The organism is Flavobacterium johnsoniae UW101 (genome assembly GCF_000016645.1).
GTDB classification, from domain to species: Bacteria; Bacteroidota; Bacteroidia; order Flavobacteriales; family Flavobacteriaceae; genus Flavobacterium; species Flavobacterium johnsoniae.
This window is the reverse complement of sequence record NC_009441.1, coordinates 1002134-1018871: the sequence shown is the minus strand read 5'-3', so window position 1 is coordinate 1018871 and position 16738 is coordinate 1002134. Positions and strand designations below refer to the sequence as shown.

Below are 16738 nucleotides of genomic sequence, written 5' to 3'. Positions count from 1 at the left end.
TTGAAATAATAGAATCAAAAATGACAATTAACAATGCAATTGAACTCATGTCCCCAGCGGGAGATTTTGAGTCGCTTCAGGCTGCCTTAGATAATGGCTGTGATTCCGTATATTTTGGAGTTGAACAGCTTAATATGCGTGCACGTTCGACAGTGAATTTTACGATTGACGATTTAAAAGAAATTGCCAATCGATGCGAAGCCAAAAACGTTCGAAGCTATTTGACTTTAAACACCATTATTTACGATCACGATTTATCTGTTGTAAAAACATTATTGACAAAAGCTAAAGAAGCAAACATTACAGCAGTAATTGCTTCTGATCAAGCCGTAATTGCTATGGCAAGATCAATTGGAATGGAAGTTCATATTTCAACACAATTGAATATAACGAATATTGAAACCATTAAATTCTACAGCTTATTTGCCGATACTATGGTTTTAAGTCGCGAATTAAGCTTACGCCAAGTAAAAAATATTACCGATCAAATTGAAAAAGAACAGATCAAAGGACCAAACGGAAATTTAGTCGAAATCGAAATTTTTGGACACGGTGCTTTATGCATGGCAGTTTCGGGAAAATGTTATTTGAGTCTGCATTCGCATAATTCATCTGCAAATCGTGGTGCGTGCAAACAAAACTGCCGAAAAAAATATACCGTTATCGATCAGGAAACTGGTTTTGAAATTGAATTGGATAACGAATACATGATGTCGCCAAAAGATTTGTGTACTTTGGATTTCTTAGATCAGGTTATTGATTCTGGAATTAAAGTCTTAAAAATCGAAGGACGAGGTCGTGCTCCGGAATATGTGGCAACGGTAACTAAAACGTATCGTGAAGCTATCGACGCGTACTACGACGGAACTTTTTCAAAAGAAAAAACCGCAGTTTGGGTGAAAGCATTAGAAACCGTTTATAATCGCGGATTCTGGTCGGGATATTATTTGGGTCAGGAATTAGGCGAGTGGAGTGATATTCCGGGATCTGCAGCGACTCAGAAAAAGGTGTATGTGGGTAAAGGAACCCATTATTTTCCAAAAGCTGAGGTTGGGCAGTTTAAGATTGAGGCTTATGATATTAAAATCGGCGATAAAATCTTAGTAACAGGACCAAGCACCGGCGCTCAGGAAATGATTATTGATGAAATGTTTGTAAATGATGTCGCGGGAGAAAAAGCCACAAAAGGCGATGACTGCAGTTTCAAACTGCCATTTAGAATCAGAATGTCGGACAAATTATATAAAATTGTTGAGGCATAATGGTTATCGTAACTTTACAAAGAGATAAATGCATTGGCTGTAATTACTGTGTCGAAATGGATCCCGTCCATTTTCAAATGTCTAAAAAAGACGGGAAATCGGTTTTAATTCATTCGCAGAATGCAAAAGGCTTTTATACTTTAAAATCTCCAAATCATACTATTGTCGAAAGTTGTGAATTGGCAGCTAAAGCCTGTCCAGTAAAGATTATTACAGTTAAAGAAACTTAGAAATATATAAATAAAAACAGCTGCGAATCGCAGCTGTTTTTATTGAGTTGTTATTCTTTGATCACATTTTTAAAATCGGTATTTGCTAATACTGCTAAAGTTCCAGTTTTGGCTGTTCCTTTCCAGTCAGATAATTTCCCATTTACATAAATTTTAATGCCTGTTTCGGTAGAAGTTTCATATGCAATATATTTTATGGGACCACTGTTAAATTCCAATTCATAAGCAGCATTCTGTTTTCTAAATTTAAAAACCGATTTGTCCGCTTTTTCAGGACTAGAAGGATAAGCAAAAGAGATAAATTTATATTCGTCGTTTTGCTGAAAGGCATAGTACAGAATATCTTTAACTTTAAATAAAAGCACCCGTCCTTTTCCGTTTTTAGTGTCAAAAGAAAACACTTTGTCTAAGCCTGGTTCATAAACAGATAAAGTTGAAACGGAAACCCAGTTGTTGTCTTTCCATTTTTTACCTGTTATTGTTATAAATGGAGAAAGTGCATCCGCTCTTTCCTCAAAAGCAGCTATCTCTTTTGCTTCTATGCCAGAAATACTGTAGTATGAGGAGACATGAAGCGCTGCTCCGCCGCTGCTCGAAGTAATAATACGTTTGTTTTTAGAGTCAATTTCAAATGATCCGCCTCGTACACAATAAGCATCGTTATATAAGCGGCTAATACTTGGACTGGTGAGAAAATTGCCTGGTGTATTAATGAAAACATACGCTGTTGCCTGAGCAGTATAACAGCCATCATCGTTTATTTCGGTTTCGTGGATTACTATATCTTGTCTGCCATCAAAGTTTACATCACCCAAAACACGAATGTTACTTTCTGGAATACTTTTGAAAGCAGTGATTTTAGCTGTTTTTAGTGTTTCTGGTTTAGAAAGTTCATTCGAACCATATTCGAGTACTGTTTTCTTAGTTTGATTCTCTGTAAGTTTATAATATTCTTTTGTTTCAGATTCAGTTTTATGACTAAAAAAATACAAAGTATAACCTTTAAGAAAATCATTAATGATATAAGCTTTTTGAGCATTTGCGTGATAGATTTCTGCCAAAAGAAAGACGACTAAGCACAATTTTATTTTCATAAGTTATCGTATTGATTTAGATTTCATCAAACTTTACTTCTTTATATCGCTCAAAATAGATGCTTTCGTCAATAACTGATCCGTTTGAAATTTGTTCCACAATTTTCTGTTGAAAATCAATTTCTTCTTTAAGCAGATTATTCCAGTATTCAGGGTTATCAGAGAAATTTTCATAATAATCCAAAATATCAATCACCAATAAAAAGTTGTAAACGGCATATTCTGATTTGTCGTAAGTGAGTACAGAATTTTCTAAACCGCTTATAATGTTGACTTCCATCGGATCGAGTTCTTCAAAATTATCAGCATATTCATCTGTTTCGGCATCATAGTTTTTTAATGCATCTTTAAAATACTGAAGAGTATTATTTTCTAAATCCTCAATCAGCTTTGATTCAGAAATTTTAATTTTTAAATGATGTTCGATACATTCTACTGTTTCAGGCAATAGAAAATAGAATTGAATAAAAGCTTTACCAATACTTTTTCTTTGATTTAGATTTAACTGCTTTAATTTGTCTTCTAAAAATGCAGTGTGTTTTGAGATTACAGATACAATATCAAACATCATTTTAAGGTTAGGATTTTACTTTATTTCTGATGAACATCTTTTTTAGCTTTTTATAAATTCCAAAAATCGGCATTGTAATTATAAATTCTTCGGACATAAATCTGGAAGTTCTTTCAAAGTCTAATAAAGGCTTTTTTTATTGTTTTATGAAATGCTTGTTTCAGCTTTTCTAGATTTGTTCAAAATAGGTGAAACTGTCTTTTGCATTGTCGATAATGTTTTGCGGATATGCTGTATTTAAAGATATGCTCTTCATTAAATCCAGATATTTTTGATGTTCAGAATTATTTTTGTCGTTTATCAGACGATGTAATAAGAACAAGGTGTATTCTGTTGGCTTACGTTCAATAGATTTTAAAAGTAGTTCTTCGTATCCGTTTTTATAATGATTTTCCATGAAACTGCCTAATGGGCCTGGGCAGCCATAGTCTATATCCGGACTGCGTTCAATAAGTTCAAAAAGTGGCTCTATTGCGTTGAAATTATCTTCCATTGCTTCAAGTTCGTCACATATTTCATAAGCAAGATCTATAAATTCATATTCATCTCCCGTTTCGTATGCTTTTTGAATGTATTGCTCAAGGTTGGTAATGATTGTTTCAATTTGGGTTGTCATATTTTGTTGTTTTATTTTTACCCTTTCAAAATTTTACTTTTTTCAGTTTCAAATTCTTCTGATGTTAAAATGCCGGCATCCAGAAGTTCTTTTAAATCCAGTAATGCTTTTTTCTTTGCTTCCATAGAATTTGAAGAATCGGCTTTTGGTGCTTCACTTTGCGGTGTTGTTTGTATAGGGTTTACAACCGTTCCCGAAGGAGCATATTTCAAGATTAGTTCTGTAATTTCATTAAAACCTTTTACGTTTGAATAGTCAATTGCTTTTTGCTCTTTCACGTTTACGATTGATGCATCAGCTTTATTGTCAAGCAGATATTTTACAACATCTTTCTTTCCGTTGGCAGCACTGTAGTGAAGAGGCGTATTTCCAGACTCATCTTGAATATTGATATTCGCTCCGGCTTCGATAAGCAGTTTTACCATACTTAAATTTCCTTTTTTTGTTGCAACGTGCAAAAGGCTTTCTCCGCCATAGTTATATGAATCGTTGAGTGTAAAACTAGAATCGTTAGCGATATTAGATGCGCTTACAACCCAATCCAAATAATCGTTCATTGATGAAGTATCGCCTGCGACTGGTTTGCTGTAATTTACATCAACACCATTTTCCAGGAACAAAGCCACAATTTCTTTCTGATTATTTGAACAAGCATACCAAATAGGAGAATATCCATTGTTGTTTGATGTAAATACATCGGCACCTCTTTCTACCAATAATTTGGCAAGCATTCTATTGGTTTCGTAACAGGCAATTAAAAGAGCATTTTCTCCGGCATGGTTGGTATGATTTACTTCGGCACCATTTTCTAAAAGCAAAGTCACCATTGGAATCGATTTGGTGTAACAAGCATAAAGTAATGGCGTATTTCCCTGCTTATCCGTTACATTAATATCGGCTCCTTTGTCTAAAAGCAATTGTATAATTTCTCTGTTTAGTCGTGCAGATGCCAATATAAGCGGAGTTTCTCCATTGTTATTCAGTAAATTAACATCAATGCCGGCTTCGAGCAACTTTGTTGCAATTTCAATTTGTGCAGTCTGAACCGTTAAATGCAAAAGACTGTTTCCGCTTTTGTCATTGATTTCGATTTTTGCTCCATTTTCTAAAAGATACAATGCCGTTTGTTTCTGTTTTTGAAGGCAGGCAAAGAACAAAGGCGTTTCGCCTTCATGATCTTCATAATCTAAATCTGCACCATCTTCGCATAAAATTTTTACAATATCCAGATATCCTCTATGTGCGGCATAATGAAGAGCAGTTCTTCCTTTTTCATCGGTATATTTTACATCTACTTCTTTATTTTGAAGGAGTAATTCGGCTATTTTTCGGTTGCCGTTTTCACAGGCAATTATAAATGACATTGACATATAATCGTGATTTTATATATTTCTAAAAATTAGGCTTTCATTAAAAGTTCAACAGTTTTTATTTTCAAATTATCTGTAGAAGCAAGTATTAAGGCTGTTTCGTCTTTATCGTTGCTAATGTCTTTATCGGCGCCATTTTCAAGCAGCAGTTTTACTTTTCTATAGATTTCTTTTGCAGCTTCGGCATCATAATTTACATTGTATGCGCAGACTTTGTGTAAGATGGTGTTTCCTTGATTGTCCTGTTCGTTGATATCAATAGAGCCGCTGTCTAATACAGATTTTAGAATACCGGATTTTTTCTCAGCTACATAATCTATGCCTGATTTTGGATTTCCATAATATAAAGCGCTGTGTTTTAAGTCAGCACCATCAGATAATAATCTTTGTAGTGAATTCAAGTCATTTTCTGAATCAGACATCATACGGATAAATTCGGTCAGCAAAGTTCTTCCGTCTTTATTGATGCTGTTAAAGTCTGCCGTAGATGATTCTGCTAAAAGTTCATACATGGGCATAGAAAATTGTTCGCCAACAGCATAATAAAAAGAACTGTTTTCCTGATTGTCTTTTTCGTTAGGATCGGCCCCATTTTCTAATAGCAATGGAATGTATTCTTTTTTGTTTCTTTTCACTGCATACATTAGGGGCGTAGTACCAACAACATTTTTTTCGTTGATGTCAACTCCGTTTTCAACAAGAGTTTTGATGTATTCTTTGCCTTTCTCTGCATTTAGAGAATAGTTATTTACAATTTTATGAATCAGATTTTCCTGTGCATTGTTTTTATAATCAGCATTACAGCCAAAATCTTCTATTAAACTTTTAATGATTTCCGGAACGGCTTCCTTTTCGATGCAGTAACCCAATAAAGTCTGGTCGCTTATTTCGTCATTGACATTGTCCATTTTCGACATTATTTCTTTGAAGAAAGCCAAAGACTCGTCATCACCTTTTATATTTCGGGCCAATGAACTGAAAATCGATTTATCAAAACTGTCTAATTCGTAAATATCAGTTTCTATAAAGCCTGCTTTTATCAAAGCTTCTACAAGATCAAGAGCTTTTGCTTCAAAAATTTTGGCGGTTATCTGCGAAAAATTGTTTTTAAGATATTGCTCAGAAAAGGATTCGCCATTTTTAATTGCTTCTCTCGCGGCGTCAAGATTTCCTTGAAAAATGTACTGTTCGATAATATTCTGTGTCTGCATGTAAAAAATATTTTTGAGTTGAAATATAAGCGCAATTTATATTCTCAAGAATTCTAAATTCATGAGAACATAAATCATGTTGTAAGATAAAACATAAAATTGTCAAATATATTTCAGAATAAAAATTTAAAATGCCTCTTTACGGCATAAAATGGACAGAATAAGGTTTTTTTGAAAAAATGATGTTTTAAAACAGAAACAAAACTGCTAAAACAAAGTTGCAGCAGCTTTTATAAACCATACGTTTGGGCTTCAATTTTATTTAAATCTGAAATCATGATTTGGTAATTTTCATGATTTTGAACCTGATTTAAAAAATTAAGCGAAGCCAGAGTTTTTTCTTTTACATCTTCCATGATAAATCCGTTTACTTTTAAGTTTGTAAAACCAATTGATACAATTGCGTTATGATCGTAAACTAAAAAATGTAAATTTTCGTTGTCTCTATTCTCATTATAATCATAATTCTCAATTTTGATTTCATTAATAAACTGGATAAGATGAAAGTTGTTTGAATCATCTTCTTGTAAAAATTTCTCAGTTTCGATCATAGCGTCAAAACCGGCATCATTACCAAAAGGCGAATAAAAGTCACTTATGCTGAAATAAAAATCAGATTTAAAGTAATCATTGAATGAAGGATGTACAGTTTCTTGATTTAGACCAATTTCTGTATCATAATAATATTCTAGAAGATATTTTGTTATATTTTCCCATTGATTTAAATCAGGTAAATTGCCCTCGTAATATTGCCTGAAAATATGTAAACATTCTGTTTTTGTGACTTTTTCAATTCCATACTGCGAAAAGTCATTGTCGTATTCCAGTCTTATTTCCAGCGTAAACTTTTCTTTGTCTGTAACTATTGCTTGTAAATAAATAGCTTTATCAATAGCAGGGTCATTGTTTAAAACGATAAAATCGTCAATGTTTTTACAATTATTTATTTCACTTTCAAGAGTATCGAAATTTTTAAGTTTAGTTTCTTTTTCGATTCGGTTTGTAATTATTGAAAATTTCATGGTTTTAATTTTTTGTAAACTCAAATGGAGTTAATTATTTAAAAAAAATCTAGTTATTAAAGATCAAGTTCCTAAGAATTGTATTCAGATAAGCCAAGCGCAAAAAATATTTTCGGGGTTTATAACACATAGTATAAATTTGATTTTGATTATTTTAATTAGGAAAATTTAATATCCAGTGTTTCATATTTAAAAGAATCAAAATTATTTATTAATCCTCTAAATGGTTTTCCACAATTAAGAAAGGTTATATTTTTTAGAAATGGATTCTCGATAATGGTGTGCGTATTTTTTATGTTTTTAGAATTTATTATGTTTAAAGTTGTAAGATTGTTCATTTTGCTAAAAATTGAACAATCAACTTCTGATTTAACTCCATTTAAAAAAATTGATTTTAAATTTGAAAAATGTATCAGGTTGTTTAAGTCAAACTTATTTCCAGATGTAATAATGCCAATTTCTTCAATGTTTTTTGGTAAATAATCTGTTATGTTAAAATTTCCAATATTTGAAATAACAACAGTTTTTAATGAATTGTTTGGTTCAATATTTTTTAAAAGATTCCCGTTTTTCAGGAGATCAAAATTCAAATAATCAAGATTGTAGTTATTAATATTAAATCCTGTAAGCTGATCAATACAATTATTGGAGCCAAATTCATTTTGAAAAATAATGGATTTTAGACTGTTAATGGACTCAATACCATCCCATTTTACATCAGATTGAAGATTATGATTTGAATTAATCAATAAGAGTATTTCCAACTCTGGAGTAAGAGTAACATTTTCTCTAGAAAGCATAGGGATGGGAATTTGTAGAAAACGCAATTTTTTTAGTTTTGTTACAAAATTCGGTAGTTTTGTTTTATCAGTTTTTGTTATTGGAATTAGTCGCAAAATCTCAGTTTCGAGATTAATATCTTTAGATTTATTCCACGGAATTATTATAGCCCCATCTTCTTCAAAGTGATAACATTCTTTTCTGTTTCCAATACAATAATATCTCCCATAATGATTGGAAGTAGAGTTTTTTATTACATCAAAGGGATTTCTTATCATTACTTAAATTATTTTATAAGTTAATTTAATAAAAGTTATATTTCTGTAAGATACTAACACTAGCGAGGACCAATCGAGAAATCGAATTATCATTTAATATCATCTTCCAAATAAGAAATAAATAAGTCAAAAGATTGACAAACAAACACAAGTTCTTTTTCATCTATTAACCAAAGAAATATTGAATTAGAATTTTCTTTTTTTAAAGATAATAGAAAACAATTTCCTCCATAATCATATGCAAATGGAATCATTTGATTTAAATTATTGAAATCTTCAATCAAATCTTTATAAATCCGTTCAATAGGAAGTTTTCCATACTTAATTGAATTAAATCCGCCTAAAATAAAACGATTGTAATTTTCTTCGGGTAAAAAACCACCATTATTTAAAAGATAAAAATCTTTAAATGAATCGGGTAGTAGACAATTAAAGAGTTTTTCAAATTCAATGATTTCTTTTATTGTTAGTTTTTGTTCCGATTCTTCGAGAATTAATTTCATATTATTTTGTTTCACATATTTTTTAATATTCCCTAGTTAGTGCGACCATCTTGCTCGTGAACGTCTTCTAAATCAATAATCTCAATTTTATAGAACTTGTGTTCACGAGCAAAATGCTTGAGTAAGAAAGGAAAATCATTTACGCTATTCTAATTTTGTCAGAATTTGTTCGACAATGCTATAATTTATTCCTAATTTACCACGCCATGCTGATATAGGGAAATCAATTTCCACTCTATGATTTGGGGCCTTTTCATGTAGCTTTAATTCCCATTCTAATCTCTGATAATATGGAACAAACTTATTTAAAGAACTATAATTTTCATCGAATGTATTTTTCATTATACCCAACTCAGCCAAAATTTTGATAAGCCATGTTCTTGAAACATTATTACTGTTCGGTAAGATCTTTACTCTTGATATTCTGTTTTTTAAGTCCGTTGGCGTTTCTTTTTCGACTGCATTGTCAATGGTTGTAATTAATTTTTTGAAAATATTAATATCGTCATCTGTCGATCTTATGTTTTCAAATGTAGCTACTTCCTTAAGATCTAAAAGAGATTCTAAACTACCAAACATTGGACAATATCCTATATATAAATTGTAGAGATTTTTTCCATCATTTTCCCATGATTCTTTTGGAAGTCCACAAATTTTACAAATATTTCGATAATGTCGATCTTTCAATGGCTCAAAATCATGCTCAGGAACTTGTATTGCAAATAAATAGCTCATTATGGGTTGAAGCCCTCTATGAAACCCAGTTCCAACAGCTCTTAAGAATAAATTATAGACAATTGTTTCTAAATTATTTTCAGTAATTATTTTTTTTAATTCTTTAATAACAGAATTGTGTTCATAATGTTCTATTTTATTGATTTCAAATCTGCTGTTTTGTATTAAGGAAAGATCTTTTTCTTTAAAGTTGTTAGGGAGTTTATATAAACTAATATCTTTTTTAAAGTTATAGTTCTCATTATTATATTGATATACTTTAGAAAGTATTTTGATTAATTTGCTGTCTATCATGTTTTTTAAATTTATAAATTGTATAATTGGCTTGAAAATTGACGTTTTTTTCTTCGTAGTTGGCTCATTTTGCATTAAATGGTTTCTCCTGCTAGCGCGAACATCTTGCTCATAAACGTCTTCTAAATCAATAATCTCAATTTTATAAACTTGTGTTCACGAGCAAGATGCTCGCGCCAGCGAGGGGATTATTCATACTATATTTTTAAACCTCTTTAAGTATCATGGCAGATAATTTTTTGTCTTCATACATTTTTCGTATATCTTGTCTGCTGTAGTTTTTTTCCATAAAAGACAGCAATTTAGTTAGCGCTTCCTTAAGAACATTTTCTAGTCTTTCTTCTTGCCCATTTTCAACTGCACGGCCAATTTGTATAGTTAAATCCTCAGGCATTCCAGGGCAACTTTCAATTCTAAAAGTTACATGAGGAAAAATAGCAGATTTTCCCTTGAATGCATTTTTTAGTTCATCTTCAGTAATAGTATGATCTACCAATTCTTTATAAATCAAGCCAACATTTGCATAAAAATGAATGCTGTAAAATGATTTTTGATGATTTACGAGTAACCAATAATTAGGAAATTCAATATAACGAGTTACACCACTGCCTTTAAATCCGGTTTCTTTAGCAGCTTTGCCAAAGATTTTACCTGTTTGTATTTTTTTATTTTTCATTATTTGAAAATTAATACTGTTATTTAATTTTTATAGTTAGAAAGAAATTACTCAAAATGTAACTCACAAAAGTACCTTAGGGTAATAGTAAAAATGACCAGTATAAGACATAAAACAAACAGAATAAGTTTTTTATTTGATCTATTCATTGGAGAAAAGAAGATGTTTCGAACAAAATTTTGTTTAAAATCAAGGCATTTTTTATTTAACACCCCTTTAGAACTAATCTATAAAGGGCAAAATAAAAAAAATACTATCTTTACCGATCAAACGTTTATGAACTTAAGCTGCATTCTGGCAGCACTACATATATAATTATGGCATGTACAAGTTGTTCAACCTCAGATGGCGGCGCGCCTAAGGGTTGTAAAAATAATGGGAGTTGCGGCACCGATAGCTGCAATAAATTGACGGTTTTTGACTGGCTTTCGAACATGAGTCCGTCTAATGGAGAGGCGATTTTTGATTGTGTTGAGGTTCGTTTTAAAAACGGACGTAAGGAATTTTTTAGAAATTCAGAAAAATTAAGTTTAAGCATTGGCGATATTGTAGCAACTGTTGCATCGCCTGGTCATGATATTGGAATTGTTACTTTGACAGGAGAATTGGTTAAAATTCAAATGAAGAAAAAAGGAGTTAATCCAGATAGTAACGAAGTTCCAAAAATTTACAGAAAAGCATCTCAAAAAGATATCGATATCTGGTCTACAGCACGTGACCGCGAAGAACCAATGAAAGTTCGCGCACGTGAACTGGCAATTCAGCATAAATTGGAAATGAAAATTTCGGATATTGAATTTCAGGGAGACGGATCGAAAGCAACTTTTTATTACACAGCAAATGACAGAGTCGATTTTAGACTTTTAATTAAAGATTTTGCAAAAGAATTCAGCACCAGAGTCGAAATGAAACAAGTTGGTTTCCGTCAGGAAGCAGCTCGTTTGGGCGGTATTGGTTCTTGCGGACGTGAACTTTGCTGTTCAACATGGCTTACAGATTTTAGAAGTGTAAATACTTCGGCGGCACGTTATCAGCAATTATCACTTAATCCGCAAAAATTAGCCGGACAATGTGGTAAACTAAAATGCTGTCTAAACTATGAGTTAGATACTTACATGGACGCTTTGAAGGATTTTCCGGATTACGATACCAAACTCGTAACCGAAAAAGGTGATGCTGTCTGCCAAAAACAAGATATTTTTAAAGGATTAATGTGGTTTGCTTATACTAATAATTTTGCAAACTGGCACGTTTTAAAAATAGATCAGGTAAAAGAAATTATTGCCGAAAACAAACAAAAAAACAAAGTTTCTTCTTTAGAAGATTTTGCAATTGAAGTTACTTCAGAACCTGAAAAAGACTTCAACAATGCAATGGGGCAGGAAAGTTTAACACGTTTCGATCAGCCGAAAAGAAAGAAAAAACCAAACCGCAAGAAAAAGCAAAGTGCTGAAAGTGCGGTTGTTGCTGCGCCGGAAAAACCAAAACAGGCAAATAACAACAACAATAAACCAGCAGGCGGAAACCCAAATCCGCAGAATAAACAGAACCCCAATAAACCTAATCATAAGAACAAGCACAAAAATTCGAATAATTCAAACAATCCGAATAAGCAGAATTCAAATGATAATAAACCAGCTGAACCTAGAAAACCTATAATTATCACAAAAAATGAGAATAAAAAATAGCGGGATTCTTCTTTTGGCAGCGATACTTCTTTTTTCGTGCGATAAAAAAAGAGTATTCGATGAGTACAAATCTGTTGGAAGTGCCTGGCACAAAGACAGCGTTGTAACTTTTGACCTGCCAGTTTTAGATTCTACCAAAAAGTACAATTTGTTTGTAAATTTGAGAGATAACAACAATTATCCTTTCAATAATTTATTTTTAATTGTGGCTATTGAAACACCAAGCGGTTTTACAAAAGTTGACACTTTAGAATACCAAATGGCAAACCCGGACGGGACATTAATGGGGAACGGTTTTACTGATATTAAAGAAAGTAAACTGTACTACAAAGAAGATGTGAAGTTTAAAGGAAAGTACAAAGTCCATATCAAACAGGCTGTTAGAGAATCAGGGAAAATTCCCGGAGTTGAGGCTTTAGAGGGTATTACAGACGTAGGTTTTAGAATAGAACAAAAAGATTAGAAAAATAGTTATGGCTGCTAAAAAAAACAATCAAACAAATACCACGAAGGATATTAATTACTACAAAAAGAAGTTCTGGAGAATCTTCGCCTATTTCCTGTTAGGAATTCTGGCATTTTTCTTATTTGCTTCTTGGGGACTTTTCGGTTCAATGCCTTCTTTTGAAGATTTAGAAAACCCGGATTCTAATTTAGCTACCGAAGTTATTTCTTCGGATGGAGTTGTATTAGGTAAATATTTCAAAACCAATAGATCACAGCTTAAATATTCTGATCTTCCAAAAAATTTAGTAGAAGCTCTGGTTGCTACCGAAGACGCTCGTTTTTATGAACATTCAGGTATTGACGGTCGTGGAACTTTAAGAGCCGTTTTTAGTTTAGGTACAAACGGAGGAGCAAGTACATTGACACAACAGCTTGCAAAACAGTTGTTTCACGGAGAAGGTTCTCGTTTCCTGCCTTTCAGGATTCTGCAAAAAGTAAAAGAATGGATTATTGCCATTCGTTTAGAAAGACAATATACCAAGAATGAGATTTTAGCAATGTATTGCAACGTTTACGACTTTGGAAATTATTCCGTTGGAGTAAGCTCAGCAGCACAAACCTATTTCTCAAAAGAGCCAAAAGATTTAACAACCGACGAATCGGCTATGCTGGTTGGAATGTTCAAAAACTCTGGATTATACAACCCTATTAGAAATCCTGAAGGAGTAAAAAACCGTCGTAATGTGGTTTTGGGGCAGATGGTGAAAGCAAAAATGATTTCTGAAGCTGAAAAAGAAAGATTACAGGCTTTACCAATTGCATTAAAATTTAAATTAGAAAGCCATCGTGAAGGTACAGCAACTTATTTTAGAGAATATCTTCGTGATTACTTGAAAAAATGGGTAACTGAAAACAAGAAACCAGACGGATCTGATTATGATATTTATAAAGATGGTTTAAGAATTTACACAACCATTGATTCAAGAATGCAGTCTTATGCTGAAGAAGCAGTTTCTGCACACATGCAAAACTTGCAGCAGCAGTTTTTTATTGAACAAAAAAACAATAAAAATGCACCATTCGTAAATATTACGCAGGCAGAGACAGAAAGAATCATGATGCAGGCGATGAAAAACTCTGTACGCTGGGCTCAAATGAAAGACGCAGATAAAAGCGAAGATGATATTATTGCTTCTTTCAAAATAAAAACTAGAATGCGAGTGTTTACCTGGAAAGGAGAACGTGATACTGTTATGACACCTATGGATTCTATTCGTTATTACAAACACTTCCTGCAGTCAGGATTAATGGCGATGGAACCTCAAACAGGTAACATCAAAGCCTGGGTTGGAGGAATCAATTACAAATATTTCCAATACGATCACGTAGGTCAGGGAGCAAGACAAGTAGGATCTACTTTCAAACCTTTCGTATATGCTACTGCGATCGAAGAATTGAATATGTCTCCTTGCGACTCTATACTTGACGGACCTTTTATGATCCATAAAGGACGTCACCACGTAACAGAAGACTGGGAACCAAGAAACTCTGATTACAAATACAGAGGAATGGTTACTTTAAAACAAGCTTTGGCGGCTTCTATCAATACAGTTTCGGCTAAATTAATTGACAGAACAAGTCCTGAAGCAGTTGTAGAACTGACTAAAAAATTAGGAGTAAAAACAGAAATCCCGGTACAGCCTTCAATTGCTTTAGGAGCGGTAGATATTACGGTTGAAGACATGGTTGCGGCATATAGTACATTTGCAAACCAGGGAGTTTATGTAAAGCCACAGTTTTTAAGCAGAATTGAGAACAAAAGCGGCGAGGTTATTTACGAGCCAATTCCAGAGTCTCATGACGTTTTAAATAAAGATATTGCCTTTGCAGTAATCAAATTACTTCAAGGGGTAACAGAAAGTGGTTCTGGTGTGCGTTTACGTACGCAAGGCGGAGGAAGCGGAGACAATCGCTGGACAGGTTATCCGTATATGTTTAAAAATCCAATTGCTGGTAAAACCGGAACAACACAAAACCAATCAGACGGTTGGTTTATGGGAATGGTTCCAAACTTAGTAACTGGAGTATGGGTTGGATGCGAAGATCGTTCGGCACGTTTCAAAAGTTTAACTTACGGACAAGGAGCAACTGCAGCTTTACCAGTTTGGGGGTATTTTATGAAGAAATGCTATGAAGATAAAAACCTTCAGGTTTCTAAAGGAGAATTTGAACGTCCGGCAAATCTTTCTATAAAAGTAGACTGCTACCAAAGACCTGCTATTGTAAAAGATACGACACAGACTGAACAAAACACAGACGAATTCGAGTTGTAAAACTTAGAATTAGTTTTAAAATAGTAACATCCTTTTGTACTTTTCCGGATAAGGAAGATTGCAAAAGGATGTTTTTTTATGGTTCAATTTATTTTTTACGAAATCGTTATAATTTAATCTAAAAATCTTATTTTTATCAAAATTATACAGTAATAAAGATCATTTGTTATGATAACAAAAAAAGTTAATAATGTTCAGGAAGCTATTGCAGGAATCGAAACCGGAATGACAATTATGTTTGGCGGATTTGGTTTGTGCGGTATTCCAGAAAATACAATCGCTGCATTAGTAAATACTCAAATTTCAGATTTAACCTGTATTTCAAATAATGCAGGTGTAGATGATTTTGGTTTAGGTTTGCTTTTGCAGAAAAAACAAATCAAAAAAATGATTTCTTCGTATGTTGGAGAAAATGCCGAGTTCGAACGTCAGATGCTTTCTGGAGAACTGGAAGTTGAATTAACACCGCAGGGAACTTTGGCTGAACGCTGTCGTGCAGCTCAGGCAGGAATTCCGGCATTTTTTACGCCGGCTGGTTACGGAACCGAAGTTGCCGAAGGCAAAGAAGTACGTGAATTTAACGGCAAAATGCATATTATGGAAGAAGCTTTTAAAGCAGATTTTGCAATTGTAAAAGCATGGAAAGGCGACGAAGCCGGAAATCTTATTTTTAAAGGAACTGCAAGAAACTTTAATGCCTGCATGGCGGGAGCTGGAAAAATCACGATTGCCGAAGTTGAAGAATTGGTTCCTGTTGGAACTCTGGATCCAAATCAAATTCACATTCCCGGAATTATGGTACAGCGTATCTTTCAGGGAGAAAAATTTGAAAAAAGAATTGAACAGCGAACTGTAAGAACTAGAAATTAGATAATTGAGATAATGAGACAATTGGATAATTGTTTTTGAATTATCTAATCATCTAATTTCCAAATTGACACATTAGAAAATATGTTAACAAAAGAAGATATAGCAAAACGAATTGCAAAAGAAGTTAAAGACAGATACTTTGTGAATCTGGGTATTGGAATTCCTACTCTGGTTGCAAATTATGTCAGAGAAGATATTGCGGTCGAATTTCAAAGTGAAAACGGCGTTTTAGGAATGGGGCCTTTTCCTTTTGAAGGAGAAGAAGATGCCGATATTATTAATGCTGGTAAACAAACCATAACAACATTGCCGGGAGCAAGTTTCTTCGATTCGGCTTTTAGTTTTGGAATGATCCGCAGCCAAAAAGTAGATCTAACTATTTTGGGTGCAATGGAAGTTTCTGAAAACGGAGACATTGCCAATTGGAAGATTCCCGGAAAAATGGTAAAAGGAATGGGAGGCGCAATGGATTTGGTGGCTTCTGCCGAAAATATCATTGTGGCTATGATGCATGTTAATAAAGCAGGAGAATCTAAAATCCTAAAAAAATGCACTTTGCCATTAACTGGTGTAGGATGCGTAAAAAAGGTTGTAACTGAGCTCGCAGTTCTCGAAGTAACTGAAAAGGGTTTTAAGCTCTTAGAACGAGCGCCAGGTGTGTCTGTTGAGCATATTATTGCTTCAACTGAAGCAGATTTGATAATTGAAGGAGAAATTCCAGAAATGGATATCTAAATAAATAAGAATTTTACGAAAAA

Annotated in this window: 17 protein-coding genes; 7 read left to right on the top strand and 10 right to left on the bottom strand. The window is 33.2% G+C overall.

Features of this window, described 5'->3' with window-relative positions:
* Window positions 1–20: 20 nt before the first annotated feature.
* Both FJOH_RS04705 and FJOH_RS04700 read left to right on the top strand, forming a co-directional pair.
* Window positions 21–1262 (top strand): peptidase U32 family protein, encoded by a 1242-nt coding sequence (locus tag FJOH_RS04705; RefSeq protein WP_012022990.1) that lies wholly within the window; start codon window positions 21–23, stop codon window positions 1260–1262.
* Complete coding sequence (locus FJOH_RS04700) at window positions 1262–1492, top strand: ferredoxin (RefSeq protein ID WP_012022989.1); 231 nt, start codon at window positions 1262–1264, stop codon at window positions 1490–1492. The genes FJOH_RS04705 and FJOH_RS04700 overlap by 1 nt, the downstream gene beginning before the upstream one ends.
* Window positions 1493–1542: 50 nt before the next feature.
* On the opposite strand, the gene FJOH_RS04695 is transcribed toward FJOH_RS04700, so the two are convergent.
* The 10 genes from FJOH_RS04695 to FJOH_RS04650 all read right to left on the bottom strand — a co-directional run bounded on the left by FJOH_RS04695 (window position 1543) and on the right by FJOH_RS04650 (window position 10642).
* On the bottom strand, window positions 1543–2586 hold the full coding sequence (locus tag FJOH_RS04695; RefSeq protein WP_012022988.1) for an XAC2610-related protein: 1044 nt from the start codon (window positions 2584–2586) through the stop codon (window positions 1543–1545).
* A gap of 16 nt (window positions 2587–2602) precedes the next feature.
* Window positions 2603–3157 carry a hypothetical protein gene (locus tag FJOH_RS04690; RefSeq protein ID WP_012022987.1) on the bottom strand — a complete coding sequence of 185 codons (555 nt, stop codon included), beginning with the start codon at window positions 3155–3157 and terminating at the stop codon, window positions 2603–2605.
* A 169-nt stretch (window positions 3158–3326) separates the two neighbouring features.
* Entirely contained in the window at window positions 3327–3773 is a 447-nt protein-coding gene (locus FJOH_RS04685) for a hypothetical protein (RefSeq protein WP_012022986.1), read from the bottom strand.
* A 17-nt stretch (window positions 3774–3790) separates the two neighbouring features.
* Entirely contained in the window at window positions 3791–5143 is a 1353-nt protein-coding gene (locus FJOH_RS04680) for an ankyrin repeat domain-containing protein (protein WP_012022985.1), read from the bottom strand.
* A 29-nt stretch (window positions 5144–5172) separates the two neighbouring features.
* Window positions 5173–6354, bottom strand: a complete 1182-nt coding sequence (locus tag FJOH_RS04675) for an ankyrin repeat domain-containing protein (RefSeq protein WP_012022984.1) — start codon at window positions 6352–6354, stop codon at window positions 5173–5175.
* A 230-nt stretch (window positions 6355–6584) separates the two neighbouring features.
* The gene (locus tag FJOH_RS04670) at window positions 6585–7376 is read right to left on the bottom strand and encodes a hypothetical protein (protein WP_012022983.1); all 792 of its coding nucleotides are present in this window, start codon (window positions 7374–7376) and stop codon (window positions 6585–6587) included.
* Between the two features lie 158 nt (window positions 7377–7534).
* Window positions 7535–8434: a hypothetical protein gene (locus FJOH_RS04665; protein ID WP_012022982.1), complete on the bottom strand. Its 900-nt coding sequence runs from the start codon at window positions 8432–8434 to the stop codon at window positions 7535–7537.
* A gap of 89 nt (window positions 8435–8523) precedes the next feature.
* The gene (locus FJOH_RS04660) at window positions 8524–8937 is read right to left on the bottom strand and encodes an SMI1/KNR4 family protein (protein ID WP_012022981.1); all 414 of its coding nucleotides are present in this window, start codon (window positions 8935–8937) and stop codon (window positions 8524–8526) included.
* A 144-nt stretch (window positions 8938–9081) separates the two neighbouring features.
* Window positions 9082–9966, bottom strand: a complete 885-nt coding sequence (locus tag FJOH_RS04655) for a hypothetical protein (RefSeq protein ID WP_044048222.1) — start codon at window positions 9964–9966, stop codon at window positions 9082–9084.
* A 205-nt stretch (window positions 9967–10171) separates the two neighbouring features.
* Window positions 10172–10642, bottom strand: coding sequence for a DUF4304 domain-containing protein (locus FJOH_RS04650; RefSeq protein ID WP_012022979.1), 471 nt, complete (start codon window positions 10640–10642; stop codon window positions 10172–10174).
* Between the two features lie 317 nt (window positions 10643–10959).
* Here FJOH_RS04650 and FJOH_RS04645 point away from each other — a divergent pair, with 317 nt between their 5' ends.
* The 5 genes from FJOH_RS04645 to FJOH_RS04625 all read left to right on the top strand — a co-directional run bounded on the left by FJOH_RS04645 (window position 10960) and on the right by FJOH_RS04625 (window position 16715).
* Window positions 10960–12330: a PSP1 domain-containing protein gene (locus FJOH_RS04645; RefSeq protein ID WP_012022978.1), complete on the top strand. Its 1371-nt coding sequence runs from the start codon at window positions 10960–10962 to the stop codon at window positions 12328–12330.
* Window positions 12314–12793, top strand: a complete 480-nt coding sequence (locus FJOH_RS04640; protein ID WP_012022977.1) for a gliding motility lipoprotein GldH — start codon at window positions 12314–12316, stop codon at window positions 12791–12793. Before FJOH_RS04645 ends, FJOH_RS04640 begins: the two co-directional genes overlap by 17 nt.
* Window positions 12794–12803: 10 nt before the next feature.
* On the top strand, window positions 12804–15110 hold the full coding sequence (locus tag FJOH_RS04635) for a penicillin-binding protein 1A (RefSeq protein ID WP_012022976.1): 2307 nt from the start codon (window positions 12804–12806) through the stop codon (window positions 15108–15110).
* A gap of 168 nt (window positions 15111–15278) precedes the next feature.
* Window positions 15279–15980 carry a CoA transferase subunit A gene (locus tag FJOH_RS04630; RefSeq protein ID WP_012022975.1) on the top strand — a complete coding sequence of 234 codons (702 nt, stop codon included), beginning with the start codon at window positions 15279–15281 and terminating at the stop codon, window positions 15978–15980.
* A gap of 81 nt (window positions 15981–16061) precedes the next feature.
* A complete protein-coding gene (locus FJOH_RS04625) occupies window positions 16062–16715 on the top strand; it encodes a CoA transferase subunit B (protein WP_012022974.1) in 654 nt (217 codons plus the stop codon).
* The last annotated feature ends 23 nt before the right edge of the window (window positions 16716–16738 follow it).

Excerpts from the sequence above, each read along its gene's own strand:
- FJOH_RS04685 (WP_012022986.1), bottom strand. The coding sequence starts at position 3,773 with ATGACAACCCAAATTGAAACAATCATTACCAACCTTGAGCAATACATT.
- FJOH_RS04695 (WP_012022988.1), bottom strand. The coding sequence starts at position 2,586 with ATGAAAATAAAATTGTGCTTAGTCGTCTTTCTTTTGGCAGAAATCTAT.
- FJOH_RS04700 (WP_012022989.1), top strand. The coding sequence starts at position 1,262 with ATGGTTATCGTAACTTTACAAAGAGATAAATGCATTGGCTGTAATTAC.
- FJOH_RS04660 (WP_012022981.1), bottom strand. The coding sequence starts at position 8,937 with ATGAAATTAATTCTCGAAGAATCGGAACAAAAACTAACAATAAAAGAA.
- FJOH_RS04650 (WP_012022979.1), bottom strand. The coding sequence starts at position 10,642 with ATGAAAAATAAAAAAATACAAACAGGTAAAATCTTTGGCAAAGCTGCT.
- FJOH_RS04645 (WP_012022978.1), top strand. The coding sequence starts at position 10,960 with ATGGCATGTACAAGTTGTTCAACCTCAGATGGCGGCGCGCCTAAGGGT.
- FJOH_RS04625 (WP_012022974.1), top strand. The coding sequence starts at position 16,062 with ATGTTAACAAAAGAAGATATAGCAAAACGAATTGCAAAAGAAGTTAAA.
- FJOH_RS04640 (WP_012022977.1), top strand. The coding sequence starts at position 12,314 with ATGAGAATAAAAAATAGCGGGATTCTTCTTTTGGCAGCGATACTTCTT.
- FJOH_RS04690 (WP_012022987.1), bottom strand. The coding sequence starts at position 3,157 with ATGATGTTTGATATTGTATCTGTAATCTCAAAACACACTGCATTTTTA.
- FJOH_RS04680 (WP_012022985.1), bottom strand. The coding sequence starts at position 5,143 with ATGTCAATGTCATTTATAATTGCCTGTGAAAACGGCAACCGAAAAATA.
- FJOH_RS04655 (WP_044048222.1), bottom strand. The coding sequence starts at position 9,966 with ATGATAGACAGCAAATTAATCAAAATACTTTCTAAAGTATATCAATAT.
- FJOH_RS04630 (WP_012022975.1), top strand. The coding sequence starts at position 15,279 with ATGATAACAAAAAAAGTTAATAATGTTCAGGAAGCTATTGCAGGAATC.
- FJOH_RS04670 (WP_012022983.1), bottom strand. The coding sequence starts at position 7,376 with ATGAAATTTTCAATAATTACAAACCGAATCGAAAAAGAAACTAAACTT.
- FJOH_RS04675 (WP_012022984.1), bottom strand. The coding sequence starts at position 6,354 with ATGCAGACACAGAATATTATCGAACAGTACATTTTTCAAGGAAATCTT.
- FJOH_RS04705 (WP_012022990.1), top strand. The coding sequence starts at position 21 with ATGACAATTAACAATGCAATTGAACTCATGTCCCCAGCGGGAGATTTT.
- FJOH_RS04635 (WP_012022976.1), top strand. The coding sequence starts at position 12,804 with ATGGCTGCTAAAAAAAACAATCAAACAAATACCACGAAGGATATTAAT.
- FJOH_RS04665 (WP_012022982.1), bottom strand. The coding sequence starts at position 8,434 with ATGATAAGAAATCCCTTTGATGTAATAAAAAACTCTACTTCCAATCAT.